This is a genomic window from Methanoregula sp., assembly GCF_041663825.1.
Classification (GTDB): Archaea; Halobacteriota; Methanomicrobia; order Methanomicrobiales; family Methanospirillaceae; genus Methanoregula.
Genome location: NZ_JBAYLY010000015.1, coordinates 1 through 19,150 on the forward strand (window position 1 = coordinate 1; position 19,150 = coordinate 19,150).

At 53.7% G+C, this 19,150-nt stretch carries 19 protein-coding genes and 1 pseudogene; 8 read left to right on the forward strand and 12 right to left on the reverse strand.

Going from position 1 to position 19,150, the window contains the following annotated elements; translation table 11 throughout:
- The first annotated feature begins 100 nt into the window (after positions 1–100).
- Positions 101–358, forward strand: coding sequence for a type II toxin-antitoxin system HicB family antitoxin (locus tag WCX19_RS08265; RefSeq protein WP_373007023.1), 258 nt, complete (start codon positions 101–103; stop codon positions 356–358).
- 193 nt (positions 359–551) lie between these two features.
- Here the strand turns inward: WCX19_RS08265 and WCX19_RS08270 are convergent, their stop codons facing one another.
- Entirely contained in the window at positions 552–1,769 is a 1,218-nt protein-coding gene (locus tag WCX19_RS08270; RefSeq protein ID WP_373007025.1) for an FprA family A-type flavoprotein, read from the reverse strand.
- 112 nt (positions 1,770–1,881) lie between these two features.
- Here WCX19_RS08270 and WCX19_RS08275 point away from each other — a divergent pair, with 112 nt between their 5' ends.
- Positions 1,882–2,658, forward strand: coding sequence for a V4R domain-containing protein (locus tag WCX19_RS08275; protein ID WP_373007027.1), 777 nt, complete (start codon positions 1,882–1,884; stop codon positions 2,656–2,658).
- 91 nt (positions 2,659–2,749) lie between these two features.
- Here the strand turns inward: WCX19_RS08275 and WCX19_RS08280 are convergent, their stop codons facing one another.
- Positions 2,750–3,466, reverse strand: a complete 717-nt coding sequence (locus tag WCX19_RS08280; protein ID WP_373007029.1) for a hypothetical protein — start codon at positions 3,464–3,466, stop codon at positions 2,750–2,752.
- Positions 3,467–3,618: 152 nt separating this feature from the next.
- On the opposite strand from WCX19_RS08280, the gene WCX19_RS08285 reads away from it, so the two are divergent.
- Positions 3,619–4,572 (forward strand): aldolase, encoded by a 954-nt coding sequence (locus WCX19_RS08285; protein ID WP_373007031.1) that lies wholly within the window; start codon positions 3,619–3,621, stop codon positions 4,570–4,572.
- A 234-nt stretch (positions 4,573–4,806) separates the two neighbouring features.
- The gene (locus WCX19_RS08290) at positions 4,807–5,397 is read left to right on the forward strand and encodes an HdeD family acid-resistance protein (RefSeq protein ID WP_373007033.1); all 591 of its coding nucleotides are present in this window, start codon (positions 4,807–4,809) and stop codon (positions 5,395–5,397) included.
- A 108-nt stretch (positions 5,398–5,505) separates the two neighbouring features.
- Here the strand turns inward: WCX19_RS08290 and WCX19_RS08295 are convergent, their stop codons facing one another.
- From WCX19_RS08295 to WCX19_RS08325, 7 genes are all read right to left on the reverse strand, one after another.
- Positions 5,506–6,069 carry a flavin reductase family protein gene (locus WCX19_RS08295; RefSeq protein WP_373007035.1) on the reverse strand — a complete coding sequence of 188 codons (564 nt, stop codon included), beginning with the start codon at positions 6,067–6,069 and terminating at the stop codon, positions 5,506–5,508.
- A 162-nt stretch (positions 6,070–6,231) separates the two neighbouring features.
- Entirely contained in the window at positions 6,232–8,811 is a 2,580-nt protein-coding gene (locus WCX19_RS08300) for a calcium-translocating P-type ATPase, PMCA-type (RefSeq protein ID WP_373007037.1), read from the reverse strand.
- A gap of 189 nt (positions 8,812–9,000) precedes the next feature.
- Positions 9,001–9,816 (reverse strand): ABC transporter ATP-binding protein, encoded by an 816-nt coding sequence (locus tag WCX19_RS08305; protein ID WP_373007039.1) that lies wholly within the window; start codon positions 9,814–9,816, stop codon positions 9,001–9,003.
- A gap of 435 nt (positions 9,817–10,251) precedes the next feature.
- Complete coding sequence (locus tag WCX19_RS08310; protein WP_373007041.1) at positions 10,252–11,562, reverse strand: STAS domain-containing protein; 1,311 nt, start codon at positions 11,560–11,562, stop codon at positions 10,252–10,254.
- A 159-nt stretch (positions 11,563–11,721) separates the two neighbouring features.
- Positions 11,722–12,267 (reverse strand): META domain-containing protein, encoded by a 546-nt coding sequence (locus WCX19_RS08315; protein WP_373007043.1) that lies wholly within the window; start codon positions 12,265–12,267, stop codon positions 11,722–11,724.
- 129 nt (positions 12,268–12,396) lie between these two features.
- On the reverse strand, positions 12,397–12,744 hold the full coding sequence (locus tag WCX19_RS08320) for a hypothetical protein (protein WP_373007045.1): 348 nt from the start codon (positions 12,742–12,744) through the stop codon (positions 12,397–12,399).
- Positions 12,745–13,065: 321 nt separating this feature from the next.
- Positions 13,066–13,560, reverse strand: a complete 495-nt coding sequence (locus WCX19_RS08325) for an META domain-containing protein (protein WP_373007047.1) — start codon at positions 13,558–13,560, stop codon at positions 13,066–13,068.
- A gap of 273 nt (positions 13,561–13,833) precedes the next feature.
- Between WCX19_RS08325 and WCX19_RS08330 the strand changes: the two genes are divergently transcribed.
- Positions 13,834–14,058 (forward strand): hypothetical protein, encoded by a 225-nt coding sequence (locus WCX19_RS08330; protein WP_373007049.1) that lies wholly within the window; start codon positions 13,834–13,836, stop codon positions 14,056–14,058.
- A gap of 7 nt (positions 14,059–14,065) precedes the next feature.
- Here the strand turns inward: WCX19_RS08330 and WCX19_RS08335 are convergent.
- Positions 14,066–14,190: pseudogene (locus WCX19_RS08335) on the reverse strand (IS630 family transposase); the annotation flags it as partial.
- A gap of 707 nt (positions 14,191–14,897) precedes the next feature.
- On the opposite strand from WCX19_RS08335, the gene WCX19_RS08340 reads away from it, so the two are divergent.
- The gene (locus WCX19_RS08340) at positions 14,898–15,272 is read left to right on the forward strand and encodes an ArsR family transcriptional regulator (RefSeq protein WP_373007051.1); all 375 of its coding nucleotides are present in this window, start codon (positions 14,898–14,900) and stop codon (positions 15,270–15,272) included.
- Here the strand turns inward: WCX19_RS08340 and rpiA are convergent.
- On the reverse strand, positions 15,252–15,965 hold the full coding sequence (gene rpiA, locus WCX19_RS08345; RefSeq protein ID WP_373007053.1) for a ribose-5-phosphate isomerase RpiA: 714 nt from the start codon (positions 15,963–15,965) through the stop codon (positions 15,252–15,254). The genes WCX19_RS08340 and rpiA overlap by 21 nt on opposite strands.
- A 453-nt stretch (positions 15,966–16,418) precedes the next feature.
- On the reverse strand, positions 16,419–17,201 hold the full coding sequence (surE, locus tag WCX19_RS08350; RefSeq protein ID WP_373007055.1) for a 5'/3'-nucleotidase SurE: 783 nt from the start codon (positions 17,199–17,201) through the stop codon (positions 16,419–16,421).
- 112 nt (positions 17,202–17,313) lie between these two features.
- Here surE and WCX19_RS08355 point away from each other — a divergent pair, with 112 nt between their 5' ends.
- Together WCX19_RS08355 and WCX19_RS08360 are read left to right on the forward strand one after the other, a co-directional pair.
- A complete protein-coding gene (locus WCX19_RS08355; RefSeq protein WP_373007057.1) occupies positions 17,314–18,201 on the forward strand; it encodes an ATP-grasp domain-containing protein in 888 nt (295 codons plus the stop codon).
- A complete protein-coding gene (locus WCX19_RS08360) occupies positions 18,198–19,130 on the forward strand; it encodes a hydantoinase/oxoprolinase family protein (protein WP_373007059.1) in 933 nt (310 codons plus the stop codon). Before WCX19_RS08355 ends, WCX19_RS08360 begins: the two co-directional genes overlap by 4 nt.
- The last annotated feature ends 20 nt before the right edge of the window (positions 19,131–19,150 follow it).

A 19,150-nucleotide genomic window follows, 5' to 3' on the forward strand; every position in this document is an offset into this window, starting at 1 on the left:
TATGTGGAACCCGACGGAGTACTAAAATTGCTAATATGAATGACGAATTACGAAAAATTCTCCAGTTGCTTGGGCAGGAGTACGAAAAATATTACTCTTGATGAAAGTACTGCGGAATGTGGGATATACCGTCATCATCGAAACCGGGAAACACAACTGTTCTGCGTACTGCCCGGATCTTCCCGGGGTAATCGCTACCGGGCGAACCCAGGAAGAGACCTTTGAGAATATGAAATCCGCAATAAAGTTCCATCTTGAAGGACTGCTGGAAGACCACCAGGAGATCCCGGACCCGGTATCAAAAGCAAAAACCATACGCATTGCCCGCAAGCATCTCTGCGATACCGTGCCGGCATAATCCTTTTTTTGGCAATTGCGCGGAAGCACATTCCCTCCCGCAGCTTACTTCATCGCAGATGTTGTCGTTATCAGAAAAAATCCCGCAATCAAAACAAAAAAAAGATGCCGTGGCATTGGCATCAGGCCGCCGGTGCAATGCAACCGGCACAAGAGATGGGGCATGTGCATTTAGTGTGAAGGAAAAAGGATGATTACATTGCCTTGACGCGGCGTGCAACATCCTGCCCGAGTTCGTAGCATTTTTTGAGCTCGGCCGCGTCGGGCTTGTACAGGACTTCATAGCCGTCGTTGATCGTCTCGATGCCGGCTTTCTTGAGTCCTTCCGTCATGATCCTGATCGCGCCGCCCTGGCCTCCGTGCGAGCCAAACGCACACCCGATCTTCTTTGCGGTCAGCCGGCCGGGCCGGATACCGTGCAGGTAGCTGAGGAAGTCTGCCACGGTCGGGTAGACTTCGTCCTGGAGCGTGGGGGAACCGACAAGGAGCGCTTTTGAATCGAGGATCTCGGTGACTACGTTGCTCCGGTGCGTCCCTTCAAAGCGCCCGTCCTTTAACAGGCAGATTTTTACCGCGACGCCCTCGGCCATGACGCCTTCCGCAATCATCTGCGCCATGAGATCGGTCGAGTGGTGCATCGTGTCGTAGACGATCGTCACCTTGTTCTTCGCGACACCGTTCGACCAGTTGATGTACGCGTTGATGATATCGCCGGCATACGATCGCCAGATAACACCGTGGCTCGGGGCGACCATGGCGATCGGGATGCCAAGCTTCGTGACCTCGTCGAGTTTCTTCAAGACCTTGGGCGCGAGCGGGACGATCAGGTTTGCAAAGAACTTCTGCGCATGGGCGAGCGCAACCTCTTTTCCCAGTTCGTCATCGAAGCGCTCGCAGCTCGCGATGTGCTGGCCGAACGCGTCGTTCGGGAAGAGGATCTTATCCTCGGCAAGGTAGGTAAACATGGAGTCCGGCCAGTGGAGCATCGGGGCTTCGACAAAGACAAGGGTCTTGCCGCCAAGGTCGAGCTTGTCGAGGCTTTTGATGGTCTTAAAGTTCCAGCCGGTCGTATCGTAGTGCTTGCCAAAGCCGGTGACCGCAGCTTCGGTACAGTAGATCGGGACATTAGGCAGCATTTTCGTGAGCATCGGGAGTGCGCCCGAGTGGTCCTTTTCCACGTGGTTTGCAACGATGATGTCGATCTTTTTCGGGTCGATGATATCCTTGATCCGTTCCATCATCTGGAACTCATGGCCGGGGTACGTATTGTCGATTAAAACCGTGTGCTTTTTCCCGACCACAAGGTACGCGTTATAGGTCGTGCCCGGCAGCGTGTAACCGTGGTAGTCGCGCAGGTTCCAGTCGATGGCGCCAACCCAGTAGACGCCTTCTGCAAGTTTTGTAGCCTTCATGGTAGTTCACCATTTGTCCGGAACTATACGAACATTCTATTTGTTACGAACAGATTATATATCTAGTTTGCGTTTATTGTTATAGGAATCAAGAAGACGGAGATCTTGTCTCATGCCGCCGCAAAGGAAACAATCCCGGAAAAAACAAAACCCGCCAGCCGGGGTCGGGCTGTTTGCAACATCATCCGGTGTCCGGGCCGTGCAGTCGCCGGCGCGTGCACAGATCCTTGCCGTACTTGCGGAACACGAACTCCCGTTTGACGAGATCGTGAAGTGCTCGGGAAAGGCGAAGTCCACGGTCTCGGTCCACTTAAGCGGCCTTGAGCGCGAGGGGATCATTGCCGGGAAACCGGACCCGGCAGATTCCCGGAAAAAGATCTTTTATCTCCGGTCGGAGCGCCTCGGCGATCTTGCCGGGAAAAGACCGGTGTTTCAGGATAACAACGAGATCCTGAAAAAACTCGCCGCTGACCCGGACCCGTTCAAATTTTACCGGCTGATGTTCCGGACGATCCGGGTCTCGCTCTTAAATGAGGGGATCAATATCGACCCGGTGCTCCAGAAGGCCGGCTATCACGTGGGCGAGCGCGTCTACTCTGCGATTGCCGCCCCGGACCTTGCCGATATTCTCGATAAAACCGCAGGGTTCTGGAAGACGAACAGCCTCGGCGTCCTTGAAGTCGAGAGCACGGCCCCGCTGGTCCTCAAAGTCTACGACTGCTTTGAATGCGGGAGCCTGCCGCAGCTGGGCCGGCCGGCCTGCGCATTCGCCTCCGGCATTCTCCAGGCAATCTTTACCCGCCACTACCGGCTGCCGCAACAGGTGACCGAGACTGCCTGCTACGCGATGGGTGACGATCACTGCCGGTTCGTGATCGTGCCAACTTAAAAGCTGACAAAAAAATAACAGGCCGCAAAAAAAATAAAAAACGGTGAACCGGTATCAGATACTACCGGTCTTTTTATCGTGCCAGAAACGTTCAGCGTCTCATGCGCGAAATGGCACCTGCAACAAGTGCGAGGCCGGCAAGAGCGGTTATGATCCCAAAGCCGGGGGCCGGTGTGGGTGACGGCGCTGCTGAGGTAGCGGCAGGTGCCGGAGTCTCTTCTGCGCGGGTTGTCGTGTTAATGGTTATTGCGGTCCCGGTCTTTTCTTTCCCGGTCGCGGTCACGACCGTGTACGAGAGGGTGGCCGAAGGGTTTTCGATGCCCGCACTCCCCATCGCCTTTGTGATCACGGCCGCCTCTTCGCGGTCAGAGGGATTGCTCCGGCTCCAGTTTACGATCACAGTTTTGTTGGCGGCATAGTACAGTGTCCGGCCGGCCTTGTCATAACCAAACCCGAACGTGCCGTCCGGACCGGGGAATGCAGCGATCACCGTATAATTTCCCGGTTCCGCGGTGGAAAGATCCGTGTAGGTAAAGGATGTACCGTTCACCTTCGCGGTCGTCACGTCCGCGCCGCAGCTTGCCGGAACGGACATGATCCCGATAACCTTGTAGCAGGTGAGCGTCCAGACCTGCATCTCCTCGGCACCATCGGGAACAGTGCCCGAGAGCGTGATTGGTGTGCCCGGGGTCACGCGGTCTTGTGAGAGCGAAGCGTTAACGGACACGGGTGCAGCACCCGCGGCGCACGGCAGCAGGATTACTACGAGAAGAACGAAAAGAACAAAAATCCGGTGGTGAAATGTCATACAAGTAAAATTGTCGTATAATGGGATAAAATACGTCGACTGGTCATCCCGCGTTAACCAGCCCGGACCCGGGTTTTGTGCCGGCCGAAAACATCCTTATGCCGGCGCGGATGAATATCACATGAGAATTTTATCCTTGGCGGAGCCGACCCATGCCGTACACCATCTCCCTTATCACTCCTGAAGAAAAAGAGCAGCTGGCAAAGCGCTGTGCCCCGGGGGTCAGGTACGAGATCAAATCCGAGATCTTCGGCTGCTGCATCAAGCTGTTGTCCGACGACCGGGCGCTCCTTGAGACCTGGCAGGAGAACTTCTCCCCGATGTCCCAGAACATCCGGTCGCACGGCCGGCTCTATGTCTTTAAGGATCCCTCCTGCGGCGAAAACACGGTGCAGTTCGACCCGTATTCAAAGACCGCGTTCCTCTTCAACTTCTCGTACTATGGCTGGATCAAATCGATCGCGCTCGGGCTGTGCGGTGACATTCTCGAAGACGAGCATGGTATCAGCTCGGTTCACGGCGCCTGCGTGGATGTCGCGGGAAAAGGGCTTGCCATGGTCGGAACATCGGGGGCCGGCAAGACCACGCAGACCTACGGGCTCCTTCGCGACCCGCACGCCCGGATCATCTCGGACGACTGGTTCTTTGCCCGGGTCTTCGGCCCCGAGATCCTCGCGTACGGCTCGGAAAGGAATTTTTACATCCGCCAGGATCTCTCGGCCATCTGGAAAGAGTTTGGCGGCCTCGTTAACGCTGATGAGTACGACGCAGATGGGCGGGCGGTCGCTGATATCCGGTGGGCTGTGGGCAAAGGCCGGCTGCTGCCGCTCTCCACCTTAAACACGATCATCATCCTCAAACGGGACGCAGCCGACCCGCAGATCCTTACTCCCCTTGAAAATGATGAAGCACTCCGTCTCTTTACCGAAAACGGTTATTTCAACCCGCATCTTCTCGTTAAAAATCCCCGCAAAGATGCACTCCGGAACCGGTACATCGTCGAGCTCATCGAACGGACAGACTGTTACCTGCTCAACACGACCGGGACGCCAAAAGAGACGCAGAATGTGATCCGCGCAATCCTCAAAATGCCGGAAACAGGATAATCCGGCCGGGATTTTCATAAAAAACCCGCATGAAGTCAAAGACTTCGCACCAAAGCAATGAAAATTTTGCACTCCAAACTCGAATTTCCATTTCTCTGCTCTATCGACTGAAGTTTTCAAAATTTTCATGACAATCTCCGGGCAATGCACACTCACCTTACCGGGACCTGCACGAAAAAGCAAGCGTTCAAATACCCCTGCGGCAGATTTTAAATATATAATTTGAGGTATTTTATGGCTGAAACAACTGCAACTCCGGAACCGTGCGGGTGCTCGTGCGGGTGCAATATTGCACCCGGGCTTTTTCCCTGGTGGCTTGTTCTTATCTGGGGATTCCTTGCCCTGATAATCGGGATAATGTTCCTTACAACACCCGGCATGACGACGGTAATCTTCATCACCTTCCTTGGCGCGTACTGGCTTGTGGGAGGTATCTTCTCGCTTGCGAGTCTTGCCGTTGACCGGACAAACCTGGGATGGAAAATTGTCCTTGCGATCTTAAACCTTCTTGTGGGTATCATTATCCTTGCCCATCCGCTGTACAGTACCGTAATCCTGTTGACGTTCCTTATCATCATCGTTGGTTTCTGGGCGTGCTTCACCGGGTGTGTCCACCTGTTTGAGGCGTTCACCCGGAAGGATGCAGGAAACGGTATCCTTGGGATCTTCAGTATTATTTTTGGGATCCTGCTGCTCATCTTCCCGCTGATCTCTGCTGCACTCCTGCCGTTTATTGCCGGGATCTTTGCCATCGTTATCGGTATCGCTGCCATTGTGACATCGTTTGCAGCAAAAAAGGCGACACCGGCAGCACCGGCCCAGTAAAACAGTCTAATCTTTTTTTAATTTCTCCTGCGAGCGTTTCCCTTTTCAGGCATCACGATAGGGTAATATCAGGCAGGTTGTTTTGAGCGTGCGACAAGCAAAAAAAGATCAGGGTTTTTTTATGAGCGCCTTTCCCGTCGAAAAGGCCGCGCCGGCAACGCCCCCGAGTTTCCGGTACGAGTGGCCGGCGAGCAGGAGCGGGTCGATCTTTTTTGGATCGGGAGTGTTGTCCGTAAGGCAGGGAGTGTCCACGTAATATTCGACAACCTCGCCGATGAAGACATCGTTGCTGGGCAGTTCCACCGTTTTTACCACTTTGCAGACTGCATTTACCGGGCACTCCCGAATCATCGGGGCGTGTTTTACCTTCCCGAAGAATGTTGAAAATACCGTGGATTTGTCAGTGTCACGTCCCGAGACAAGCCCGCAGTAATCGGTTTCTTTGACAAGGCCGGCGGAGGGCACGTTGATACTGAAATACCCGGTCTCTTTTATGCCGGCGTTTGTGAAGTGGGCTTTCATGGACGAGATATAGACAAGCGGAGGCTGCATGGACATGATGCCATACGCGCCAATCGCAAGATAGTTCTCCTTTCCCTTCACAAGCGCGCCGGCGATTACGACAGGCATCGGTGCTGCGGGTGCCTGGTTTGGTAACTGGATTTTTTCCATGGTCAACCTCTTATCCCGGACCGGTTCCGGAATCATCAATGTCCGGACTATAAACCCGGGTCGTTACTGTAACGTAATGTCAGAGCAGTATTTACCGATACCGTCAGGACCGGTGCAATCATTCCGGGACGCACCGGTAAAAAAGCGGAACGTTTCCTGCCATTACGTGGTGGCAGGGAATTTTTTTACCGCACGATGCAAGCCAAATGCCCACCGGACCACAAACCCGATGACCAGCACCGGTACCGCCGCTGCAACCGCAACTATCGCCCATTCCGTGGCGGTAAGGGGCACCGTGCCGAAGATTACACCGCCGAACTGGATAATGAGAACCTGGATGAGCACGATCCCGCCCATGACCACAAAAAACGTCGGGTTGCCTTTGAAGAACCGGGGCATCTTCCCATCCATCGCCCGGCAGTTGAACCCGTTTACGACAGCAGCGATGATGAATCCTGCAAAGAAGACCGTGCCAATCTCCGCATCAGTTGTCCCACCCAGGAACCCGGTGCCGAGCTGGAGGAGACCGCCAATGATCAGGAATGCACCGGTGGCGATGATCGAGACCCACATAAACGGCGTAATGATCGGAGCATCGCGCGGGACCGGTGACCGGGCGAGCAGGCCGTGGTGCGGTGCCTCCGAGCAGAGCGCAAACGCGGCAAGCGTGTCCATGATGATGTTGATCCAGAGGATCTCGATGATGCTAAACGGTTCCGGGTACCCAAGGATCGGCGCGATAAAGACGAGGAGACAGGCGCAGAAGTTAATCGTGAGCTGGAAGAGGAGGAAACGCTGGATGTTCTCGTACAGCGACCGGCCCCACCAGACTGCGCTCGTGATCGATGCAAAGGAGTCGTCGAGAAGGATGATGTCGCTTGCCTCCCGGGCCACCTCGGTCCCGGCAATACCCATTGCAAGGCCCACGTCCGCGTGCCTGAGCGCCGGGGCATCGTTGGTCCCGTCGCCGGTCACGGCAACGACTGCCCCGGTCTTCTGGAGCGCCTGCACGAGAAGGAGCTTGTCCAGGGGTTCGGCGCGGGCCATTACGTCAAGTTTCTTTGCGGCAACAACCTGTTCTTCAGCAGAAAGCGTCCTGAACTCTTTACCGGTCATGATCGTTCCGCCCTGCATGATACCGGCCTCCCGGGCGATGGCCTGCGCGGTGACCGCGTTATCCCCGGTGACCATCCGCACCCTGATGCCGGCATGCTGGCAGCGGGCAACAGATGTGGCGATATCGTCCCGCAGGGGATCGCGGATACCGACATACCCGTCCCAGACAAGCCCGGTCTCGTTCTCATCTGCCCCGGTAATTTCCCGGTGGGCAAACGCGAGTGTCCGCATCTCGCGGGAGGCAAGCACGCCCACGCCAGAGAGATCGGGGGCCGTGGTGCAGAGGCCGGACAGGATCTCCGGCGCGCCCTTGACAAGCAGGAATTTGTGCCCGTCTATGTCCACCACTGTCGACATCCGCTTGCGCTTCCCGTCGAAAAGTTTCTGGCGGATTGCCGGGATCTCTTTACGGAGTTCCCGGTAATCGATCCCATGGGCCCGCAGCCACCGGAGGAGCGCTCCTTCGGTCGAGTTCCCGATCACGATCACCCGGCCCTCCTCCCGCTCTTGGAGATGCGCGGTACCGTTGACGGCCGCGTTGAGCGTGATCCATTCAGCCGGGGTTTTCGGGACCGGGGCTGGTCGGGCAGGAGTTGTAACCGAAGCCTCGGCAACTTCCATCTGGTTTTTCGTGAGCGTCCCGGTCTTGTCGGTGCAGATCGATGTCGCCGACCCGATGGTCTCGCAGGCAATAAGGCGCCGCACGAGGCAGTTGGCCCGGGTCATCTTGCGCATCGCAAGGGAGAGCGAGAGCGCAACGCTCATCGGCAGCCCCTCGGGCACGGCGGCAACAACGATCACGACCGCGAGCATGAAGTACTGGAGCAGGAAATCTGCCGTAGCAAGGTTCAGCCCGGTGAGGTCTCCGACAAGGAGGCCCCGGATGATGAGCGTGCCGCAGATGAGGGCTGCCATCACATACCCGAATTTCGAGATGAGTGAGGCAAGGGTTTCGAGCTTGGCTTCGAGCGGGGTCTTTGTCGCATGATCGATCCCGAGCGTTGCGGCGATCACGCCCATCTCTGCTGCATCGCCGACCGCCCCGGCAATCATCCGGCCTTTCCCGGCGGTGACAAAACTTCCTTTGAGGACCTTGTTGCCCGCTTCCCTCAGCACGGGTTCGCTCTCGCCGGTAAACGCCGATTCATCGCAGGAGAGTTCGTCCGAGAGAAGGAGCCAGCCATCGGCCGGGATCGCATCGCCGGCTTCAAGGAGGATAAGGTCGCCGACCACGATATCCCGTGAGGGTACGAGCGTAGGGTTACCGTCCCGGATCACCTTGATCGCCATGTCATCGCGGTGAGCATTGAGGATATCAAACTCCCGGCTGCTCCGGTACTCGTTGTAAAAGGAGATGCCGGTGGCAAGCAGGATTGCAATGATGATCCCGACAGTATCTAATAGCCCGCTTCCTGTCAGGAACGAGACGATGGCCGAGAGCGTAACGGCAAAGAGCAGGATCTTGATAATGGGGTCGTTGAAATTTTCCAGGTACTGTTTCCAGAGCGGCTCCCGTTCCGGCGGCGTCATGACATTTGCGCCATATTTCTTCCGGCTTTCTTCTGCTGCGGGCGACTTTAGCCCGTCTATCCCGGCATATTCCCTGATCTCGTCAAGTGTGAGCATGTATCTGGTTCCTAGAGGGGGATGATATTCATCCCGGATGTGAGACTAGTATTGGTGCTTCGAGACGATAACACCGTATTATGGTCTTTGGTCCCGGGTCGCCCGGCTTCAGAGATTCCTGTGGCAGGTTATCATGGAGCGCAACCGTGATTTTTTCAGGGTAATTATGGAGCCCGTGGGAAGGAGTTTTTAGTATCCTGTGGCATAATACCAGCCGTTCTCTTCTCTTACATGCACCGGTACCGAGAAGAGCCGGCCGATCTTCTCATCGGTCAGCATCGCCGGTTTTGTGCCATCGCCATAGACCTGCCCCCTGTCCATCATGACAACCCGTGAGATCTCCGGGATGATATCGTGGAGCTGGTGCGTGACAAGGATGATGCCGGTTCCGGACTGCGCGATCGTCCGCAGGGTCTGGCGAAACGTGTGAAGGGCAGAGAGATCGAGACTGTTGGTCGGTTCGTCAAGGATGAGCGTGGCCGGATCGAACACGAGAGCCCGCCCGATCAGAAAGCGCCGCGCCTCCCCCGATGACATCTCGTTCATGGGCCGGTCAGAGAGCCGGTCGATCTGGAGAAACCGGAGGATCTCATCTGTCTTATCTTCCATTGCCGGGGTGACTGCCCGGTTAAAGAGCCCGATACTGGAAAAGAAGCCGGAGACGATCACCTCCCGGCCGGTGATGGTCCGGTTGAAGGTGTACTGGAGATCGTTTGAGACGATGCCGACAAACGACCGGAGATCGAAAACGTCCCATGCGTCTTTTCCCCGGAACGTAAACGTCACCGGACCTTCGGAAAGGACCGGGTAATACTCGCGGGTGATGGCTTTTACGAGCGTTGATTTTCCCGCGCCGTTTGGCCCGAGGATGGCAACATTCTCACCTTCGCCAAGGGAGAGCGTGATATGATCGAGCACCCGTTTGTCGCCCCGGATCACAGAGACGTTATTAAATTCAAAAAGCGGGGGAGCGGTATTCCTGTCGGGTACGACGCGTGCTGGCATGATTTCACGAAATATGAGAGAATTGTTTCCTTTTACCGGCTGATATCAATTCCCTTTCAGTGATGCAACCCGTCCGGCCCGTGATTTGAACAATTATATCCTCAAAAGGGCTATACGGGGCCGGTTCACAAAGCGCAAGCATAGCCAGATCCTATGCCGCTCCCTTCCGGTACAGGAGGGGGATTTTTTTTAAAGCAGACGAAATACCCGTGCCCGGGCAGGTCAGACCCTATGAAAGGGGTACCTCAAATTGCCGCAGGAACTTCTGGCGGACTCTAAAACACTTACATCACGTCAGTACTTGACAACCGGGATATCGGGGGGATCTTTCTTATCCGGCAGGTAACTGACGCGGTCACGTACTAGTACGAGCAGGGAAGAAATGTCCTGACCGTAACAAAAAAAAGGAAAACTGCGGGGCCTTGAAATTATTGTTCAGGGCTCCCGGATGATATCCTGGATATAGGCAACACCGATCTTTGCCCGCCGAAGCCGGGTGCTGTCCAGCAGGTGGCGCATATCCACGAACGTTGCATCGCTTACTATCTTTTTTACCTGTGAATTCAGGTCAAGCGATGCGTCGTAGGGCACACCCCTGAATACAACGCCATGGTTGTGGAGGTACATCACTTTTGAGGCGCCCTTGTTCGCCGGGTTTGCGTAGTACAGGGTCTCAAGGTCCTCTTTTTTGTAACCGGTAAGGTCGTTTCCGAGGTCAATCCCGATCCCGAAGCTCACCAGCGTGTCCCCTTTGTAAGACATGCCGGTATCGGATGCCATCCACGTGGCAGACTGTGCAGGGTCCATGATCGAGGCACCTTTGGGCAGATTTGCACTGGCGACCGGTGCTTTTTTGATGCCCGAACTGGCAAGGCCAACGATCACGCCCCAGATGGTGACCGCAATCACACCCTTGTATGTCTTGACGTTACGGTTTTTAGCACCGGTAAAGATCATGCGGTAGATGTCGGTGATACTGATACCCTGCGGATCCTTTGTGTCGAGAGTCAGGTATTCGTTAAACGGCCCGTCCAGCGTGATATTGAATCCCGTGTAAACCGGCACGTCCGTTTCTGTGTCAAGTGGTGTCAGGAAATCCGGGGTGTTGTTCCCGTCCGTCGGCAGCCAGACCATGGAGCCGTACAGGGTGATCATCTCGCCGAGAACCGGCATTGCCTCTTTTTTATCCGCCCCAAGTGCGCCAAGACCAAGCGAGTACGTGATCTCGGAGAACTTCCGCGTCTTAATATCGGCTTCAGTGAGCTGTGCATACAGGAGCTTGTGGAGATCGCCGGTGATATGTAGAGTGGGGGGATTCGTCATCCAGCCCGGTTCTATGGTAAGTGTGACTCCCTCCTCTTCGATCTTCTTATAAAATATTTCGTTAAAGAGCGTCGGGTTCTTGCGCTTTTTCCTGATGTCTTCAACTGCCGCATCGGTATTTGGGAAGATCTCCAAAATTGTCGTGAACCCGGCCATGTCGAGTACTTTTTTTGGGTACTCTCCGACTCCTGCGAGGGCAAACCTCCCGTTCCTGCGTTTCATCTCCTTTTTTAAAATGTTAAACGTCCGCAGACCACCGCTCGACAGGTACGTGGAACCTGACAGGTCGAGCACCAGTTCCTTGTCGTCGTCATGCAGTGCTCCTTTTATCCACTCGTCAAGCTGCTGTGCGCCGAATGCATCCAGCCTGCCATTGATAAAAAAGACGAGTACGCCATCCATTCGTTCGCTTCTGGCTTCCATGGTCCCTTCTTTAAGCTCCTTGATACTATTTCTTGCACCTGCCTTTTTTTAATGTTCGTATTTATTGCCAGTTGCCTCTTTTCGTGCGGCATGGCAGCTGTTTTCCCGGGCATGTCCACGGACCTAAAATTACGTGAGTGGTTAAAAAAAGTACCTGATTTAAGTTTTTGTCTGTTCAAAGATGAGGAGAGGTTTGTCTGCGGTATCGTAGAGGTACAGGTGATCGCTCCGGAATTTCACGGTGGTGGAATTTTCCAGATTGTGCAGGTACGTGGACTCGACCTGCATCACGCCGGGAGCCGTGCAAAACATTTTGGTGGTCACTCCTGAACCACGTGCCAGGGAGAGTGTGGAACTTGTACTCGTGTAACTATAACTGTACCAGTTGCAGCCTGAATGCCCGCCAATGATGGTGCCGTTTTCCCGTCCGAACCGGATTGTTACATCCGTCCCGTTCGTCACCGGGACCATCGTACCATTGTCATTAACATAATAGGTCAGTGTCCAGTTCGTTCCGGTCAGGTTTACCGATACGGGTTTTGTAACGCCCTGAACCTGGGCATATATAATTAAGAGGATAAGCACACCGATAAGTGCCATCACTGCCCAGAACCCCCGACCCATGGGCGCCGCCGGCAGGGGAACGGGATCCGGGTTTACCGGTACATCGGAGCCAGGTGTAATCTCCGCAGGTTCATCATCCATACCTGTACAAAGTTTTAGAGTAAGATAAGCATTCCCGGGCAGGGAATCTTGGTAAAAACCGGGGCGTTTTGGGAAGAAAGGATGTGCGGATCCCGGCAAAATACTTCATTACGGGGGAGGTACCCGGGATTATTCCTCCATCTCATCAATGAGGTTCTCGACAAACGGCTGGATGCGCGGGAGCGTTTCTGTACAGATCTTCCAGATAATCCTTGGCCGGGTAACCGCGTCTGCCAGTTCGACCTCTTCTTTGAGTGCCTGCAGTTCTTTTGACGGCATAAACGCGTATTTCACCTGGATAATCGTTGGTACCTGGTGCGCCATTTCATGGATGGACCTGATGCTCGCCGTAACCTTTGCACAGGTTGGTTCATCCCGGTAAAAATCCTCATACTGATATCCTTCAATCAGTTTGGATACTTTTGTTATTTCGGCAAGAATCCTGTGAAGCAGTTCGATGGTGTTTCGTCCCGGCATATATCTATCCTCCCGTGATTGCCTGCATCATGCCCGTGTTTCCATGCTTTTTGGCAGGAAGTGTCCAGCCGGTATAGTGCAGGAACTCTAAAGAATGATGGAGGGGGTCTTTCGAGAGATTTGCAGGGTGGCCTCAAATACTTTCTTACAGCAGGACGACCCGCGTCAACATCACCCTGATGAGAGGATTTTGATTAACCAGCAGAAATGCAGGATTCACTGTAATACCTGCGACGGGAAAATGAATCGTAGATCGTACAACAAGAGGTTTTTTTAAAATCCTCTTTAAAAAAATGGAAGGGTATTGTCGCACTTCCATGCTCACGCTTTCCGGAAAACAAGGAGGGTATTTCCCTGTGCATCAAGGACGTTTATCTCCGAGGGCCAGGTCTTCTGCGATGCAGCCTTTGCGAGATTATCATAATAGGTCGTTTCCTGCTGCATGACGCCGGTATCCGGGCAGACCAGAGTTGTGTGCTGCGGGTAAGTGATCCTCATCTGATTCCCGTTTTCAAGATACGCTGCGACATACTGGTTGCATCCGGAAAAGCCGGTAACCTTGCTGTCACCTTCGAACCGTGCCGTAATGTCCCCGTAGTTGATAACCGGGATTAGAATACCGGTAGTATCCCGGTACGACATGAGCATCCAGTTCGGGGTAGTACGTAGTGATGAGGGTTGTGCTGTCAGGCCAAAAAGAAAGACCAGTACCAGGACAACTGCAATTACAATAAGTGCGATACTTGCGACTGTCTTAAACCGGTCGGGGGCTGGTTTGTTCTCATCCATCAGGTACACAAAAGCCTTGTACGCCATAACCATTTCGCTCCGATAAAAAACCTATAAAATGAATTTTGTCATGAAAATTTTGAAAACTTCAGTCGATAGAGCAGGCAAATGGAAATTCGAGTTTGGAGTGCAAAATTTTCATTGCTTTGGTGCGAAATCTTTGACTTCATGCGGGTTTTTATAGCAATATACGGGAAAAGAATCATCCCGGGCACCTGTCTTTTTTATAAACATGTTCATGGTTTGAATCCCACAACGCGGTTTTGAGGGTTTTAATACGTAAGAAATCCAACTATCCATATGGACTCTGCTGATATCAAAAAATGGGTGATATTCTTTCTGGGAATCCTCTGTGCCATCATTATCGCAAATTGGATTTCGACTAAAATTGTGGTCTATACAGGAATGACCGGCTGGACGAATTTTGTCGTGAGTTTCATATTGTATGCCCTGCTCTTCTTTGGCATCCTCTATGCGATGGAGAAACTTTTCAAGATTGAATTTTTCGGTTTCGGGCGTACCTGATCTCTCGTCAACTTTTAAGTGTCGGATAAAGTCGGCGTAATTTTATCCTGGCCTCGCCAGTCGTAAATTGCCAATAAACCGTTACACTTTTATTTTTTTTAATTTCTGCCATGCTGCCAATTCTTCCCTGACCGTTTTTTTATATCCAGTACTTCTCTAAAATTTTTCTTTACAAACATCAGAATTTTTTAACAGAACCTGCCGAAGCGATTCCCGGTTCATTGGGGGGTACCCCCATCTGCCAGCCCGGGCTGGCACCCCCGCTTCCAAAAATGAGAGGTACCCCCACACCCCGACCAATTTTTTAAAAGCATGATCCCCCCACCCCCCTGTCCGGGCATAAGAGGTGGCCTACCCCCCTTTCATGCATTTTCAAAACCTGTGCTTCGCGTGATTTTATCGTCTGAATGAATATTTTGCCGGTCGATGACTTGGGGGGTAGGGGCCACTTTTCCTGTAAAGGGGTACCCCCCACTCCCAAAAAGGAGAGGTACCCCCCACTCCCAAAAAGGAGAGGTACCCCCCACTCCCAAAAAGGAGAGGTACCCCCACACCCTCTTGTAGCCTGGGAGGGGGGTGCCTCCCAACGGTCAGGAAAAACGATCGGCCGGGTCTCGCTTTGCTTGCTGGCACTTCCAAGGGGACGGTATTTGTGCCGGAGTGTGCTCCTCGAACCGGCCAGATAATTTTAAATCTTTAACATTTCAATGATTTTAACTGCCATAAAATAACACATATAAAACAAACGTCTATTGCACATCAATAACAGACCCTATATATATCGATTGCAAGATAAATAATATATAAACATCAGAAAAAAATATTGTGGTGTCGATTTCATGAGAACAGAAAATGTAATGTATTTCACAGAGAAGGAGGAAGAATTTGCCAACCTTCTCATCGAGATCGGAACAAAGAAGAACGTGGCAAAGGTGCTGGTGTTTTTAGCTAACATTCCCGAAGCGACCTCACGTGCGATCGAGCGCGGGACCGACCTGCGCCAGCCCGAAGTAAGTATTGCGATGCGCTACCTGATGGATCAGAACTGGATCTCAAGCCGCGAGAGCAAGGCTGAGAGCAAGGGACGCCCGGTCAAGATCTACGAACTTGCCAAACCCATCACCGATATTATGGACAGCATTGAAAAAGAGAAAAAGAAAGAGGCGACCAACCAGCTCGCCATGATACAGAAATTACGGAACTACATCAGCTGATGTCAGTACCTTACACTTTTTTTCATTCCCGATAATAACGGTTGTATTATTAGAGAAACGGGTAAAGAGTCCGCTCTCAATGACACCCGGTATCATCACTATTGCCGCTTCAAGCGCGGCAGGATCGACAATCTCATCAAACTGGCAGTCGATAATAAAGTTCCCGTTGTCTGTGATGACCGGCCCATCCTTTTTTACTGCTTCACGGATAAACGGCCGGCAGCCCAGTCCGCGCAGCTGCGCCATCGCAGTCCGGGTCGCAAAAGGTAGTGTCTCGACCGGCACCACGCCAGAGAGCCGGGGGACCATCTTTGCATCGTCAGCAACCACAATAATCCGGAAGGCTGCAGCGGCCACGCATTTTTCCCGGGTAAGTGCTGCACCCCTTCCCTTGATCATCCGGAGCTGCGGGTCAATCTGGTCGGCGCCGTCAATGGCGAGATCAAGCACCGGGTTGTCGTCAAGCGTTGTCAGGGGAACCCCGTACTCCCGCGCCCTCATGGCGGTCTGGTAGGATGTCGGGACACCCGCAACCGAAAGCCCGTCCCTGATCCGGCCAGAGAGACACTCGATCATGTAAAAAACCGTGGAGCCGGTCCCGAGGCCGATCACCATATCGTCCTCCACCATATCTGCTGCATGATATCCGGCCGCACGTTTTGCTGCGGCAACTGATTCTGTTGTGCCAGCCATGTCAATGATAGATTTCGGTGCCGGGATAATTAAAACTGGTGAATATTTTATGCCGGGAAAATTCCTGTTTTTGGCTCTTCGTTGAAATTACGCGGGTAAATTCATTCCCCTTCATATAAGTTCACATGGGTTGACGTCCCCCAACCCCCATTACGATGGACTCCACTGCCACCCTTGTGGGTTGCCTATTGGCTGATCAGTAACCAATTCTTAAAAAAGGTCATCGTGCCCGCTGTGTCCCGGAAAGGCCCTGATGCGGGATCTATCTCGTTTTGGTTTCACTCATTTCAGGTACGGAAGCGAGAGTCTATGGTCATGCCCGGTTCTTCCGTGCTTCAACATGAATAATCCGGGCTGATGCATCAGATCTCCCTGTATACCGGGAATAAGAATCATATTTGCCCAATCGCTAAAAAAAATCGCTGAAAAACTCCCGACCCCGCCCGGCATTATTTAGTCCAAAAAGATCTTCTTTGTCTCATTCTCGGCCGCATACGCAGTGCAGTCAAGGGTAATGGGTGTAATCGAGACGTTCCCCTTCCGGACCGCATGCACATCCGTGCCCTCTTCGGCATCTCCAAGGAGCGGGCCGTTGATCCAGAAGTATGGACGGCCTCTTGGATCAAGCCGTTTTTCGACACCGGTATTGAAGAGCTTGCGGGCAAGCCGGGTCACTTCGTAGCCTCCGCTGACTTTTGACGGGATGTTCACATTGATCACGTCAGCATGCGGGCAGAATCCTGATTCAAGAATGCGGCTGACCACGTCACGCACGACCTTCTTTGCCTCATCAAAACTCTGCGCAGACTGGCCAGGGTCATCAAACTTGTCCCCTTGATCTTCTACCTGTAAGGAGAATGCAATACCCTTGGTACCCTGGTTGGACGCTTCGAGCGCCGCGCCCATCGTGCCCGAAGTCATGATGGATTCATAGGAAAGGTTCTCGCCGATATTTATCCCGCTCACCACAAGCGCCGGTGCAAGTTTAAGCGCGTACAGACCGATGATTGCCGCATCGGTTGGCTTACCTGCGACCGCCCACGCGGGGATGCCGTTGATTTTGATCCGGTTTGCCCGGATGGGTTCAAAGATCGAAATCGAGCGGCCGACTGCGCTCTGCTGGGTTGCCGGGGCAACAACCGTCACATCCGCGATCGGGGCGAGCGCTTCGTAGGCCGCCCAGATGCCAAGGGAGTTCACACCGTCATCATTGGTGAGCAGGATCGCGGGTTTCATAACACGGTACTCTTTAGCGCCGCCTTATCAAATAACTCACCGATCGATCGCAGGCACGAAAATGGTGGAAACGGATAGGGTAATTTTATGCGGGTGCAAATAAGTACTTGCGATGAAAGTCCTGCTAGCCGAGTATGCAACCGCCCGTGATCCTGTCCTTGCCCCCGAGGGGGCAGCGATGCTTGATGTCCTGCACAAGAGTTTTGCCCGGTGCGGCCATGAAGTGGTACTGCCGGGCACCGGGGATTTTTACGATGAGATAGTACGGCTCGCTCCTGCTTGCGGGATGGGTCTTGTGATTGCACCCGATCCCCTGCTTGCAAAATTTACCCTCCCGGTTGAACAGCACTCCCATAATCTCGGCTGTGGCAGCATGAACATAGCACTCTGTGCAAACAAGGTAACGACGGGAAAACTCTTAAAAAGCCACGGAATTCCGGTGCCGGCAGATGCTTCCGAAGGCCGGCATGTAGTAAAACCGGTGAGCGGCTGCGACGCGAAGGGCGTGCGACTCACGACGGATGCTCCGGGCAAGGGAGAGTTTGCCCAGGAGTATATTAAAGGTGAGCATTTCTCGGTCAGCCTTGTCATGAGCCGGGTCGTGGGTGAGGCCTGCCTGTATTTTTCAGGCAACCCGCCGCTTGTCCTTGCCATAAACCGGCAGTTTGTTACCCTTGGTGCCGATGGTGCATTTACCTACTCCGGGGGGGAAACCCCGGTCTGCCACGCACGCGGGCAGGAGATCATCGATACCGCAGTAAAAACAGCGACCGTGCTTGGCTGCCAGGGATACTGTGGTATCGACGTCGTTGTCGCGGACAAAGTCTATGTCGTGGATGTGAACCCCCGGATCACGACAAGTATTGTCGGGATCGCTGCCTGCATGAAAGAGGAGATAGCGGCGCTCCTCGTGGAAGCTTCGCATGGCAACGCGCCAAAAGAGGTTCATCTCACCGGGAAAGTACGGTTTGACACGCACGGGACGGTAAATCCGGCATGATCGGCATTGACGTCGGGGGCGCAAACCTCAAGGTTGTTGACAAAAACGGTGTCCACATCCACTACTGCCCTCTCTGGACCGGTGCCCCGATACCAGAACTGCTCCGGCAGTACGCAAATGGCAGCGATGACGAGGCAGCAGTCGTCATGAGCGGCGAACTTGCAGACTGTTTTGAAAATAAGATTCAGGGGATTACCTTTATTGCAAACGCGGTGCGGGAGGTCTTTTTGTCTGCCCGGTTCTACGGCACCGATGCAAAATTCCACGACGGCCCGGTACCGGCGCTTGCCGCCGCAAACTGGCTGGCTTCCGCAGATTTTTTACAGACGAAGTACCCGGATGCGGTGTTGCTCGATATAGGAAGCACGACGGCTGACATCATCCCCCTTTCCCGGTTCCCCTCGCTCATGGGCCTTTCGGATCTTGTGCGGCTCCAGAAAGGTTACCTCGTGTACACCGGCATGCTGCGGACGCCGGTGGCAGGTATTCTTTCATCAGTGAACCTTGCGGGGACTGCAACGCCGGTCAGCACGGAATATTTTGCCGCAAGTGCCGATGTCCACCTCGTACTAAACCATATCACACCGGAGGAGTATACCTGCGACACACCGGATCACAAGGAGAAGACGCCTGATGCATCCCGCCGTCGGCTCGCGCGGGTGGTGTGTGCAGACCTTGAAGAGATTGGCAACACCGGGGTCATGGAGATCGCTGAAGCGTTCTGGGACCGGCAGCGGGCGCTCGTCTGCAACACCGTGCGTCGTGTGACAAAAGAAAGTGGAGCTTCGTCAGTTATTGTAGCGGGTATCGGTGCTTCACTCTTTGCCCGCGAATGCGGCGGGATAAATCTCATGCAGGCACTTGGGCCGGCTGCAGATGCATTACCGGCCTATGCAGTCAGGGAGATCGCATTACGGACGCAAGGGTAATACACCTTATCCTCCTTTCA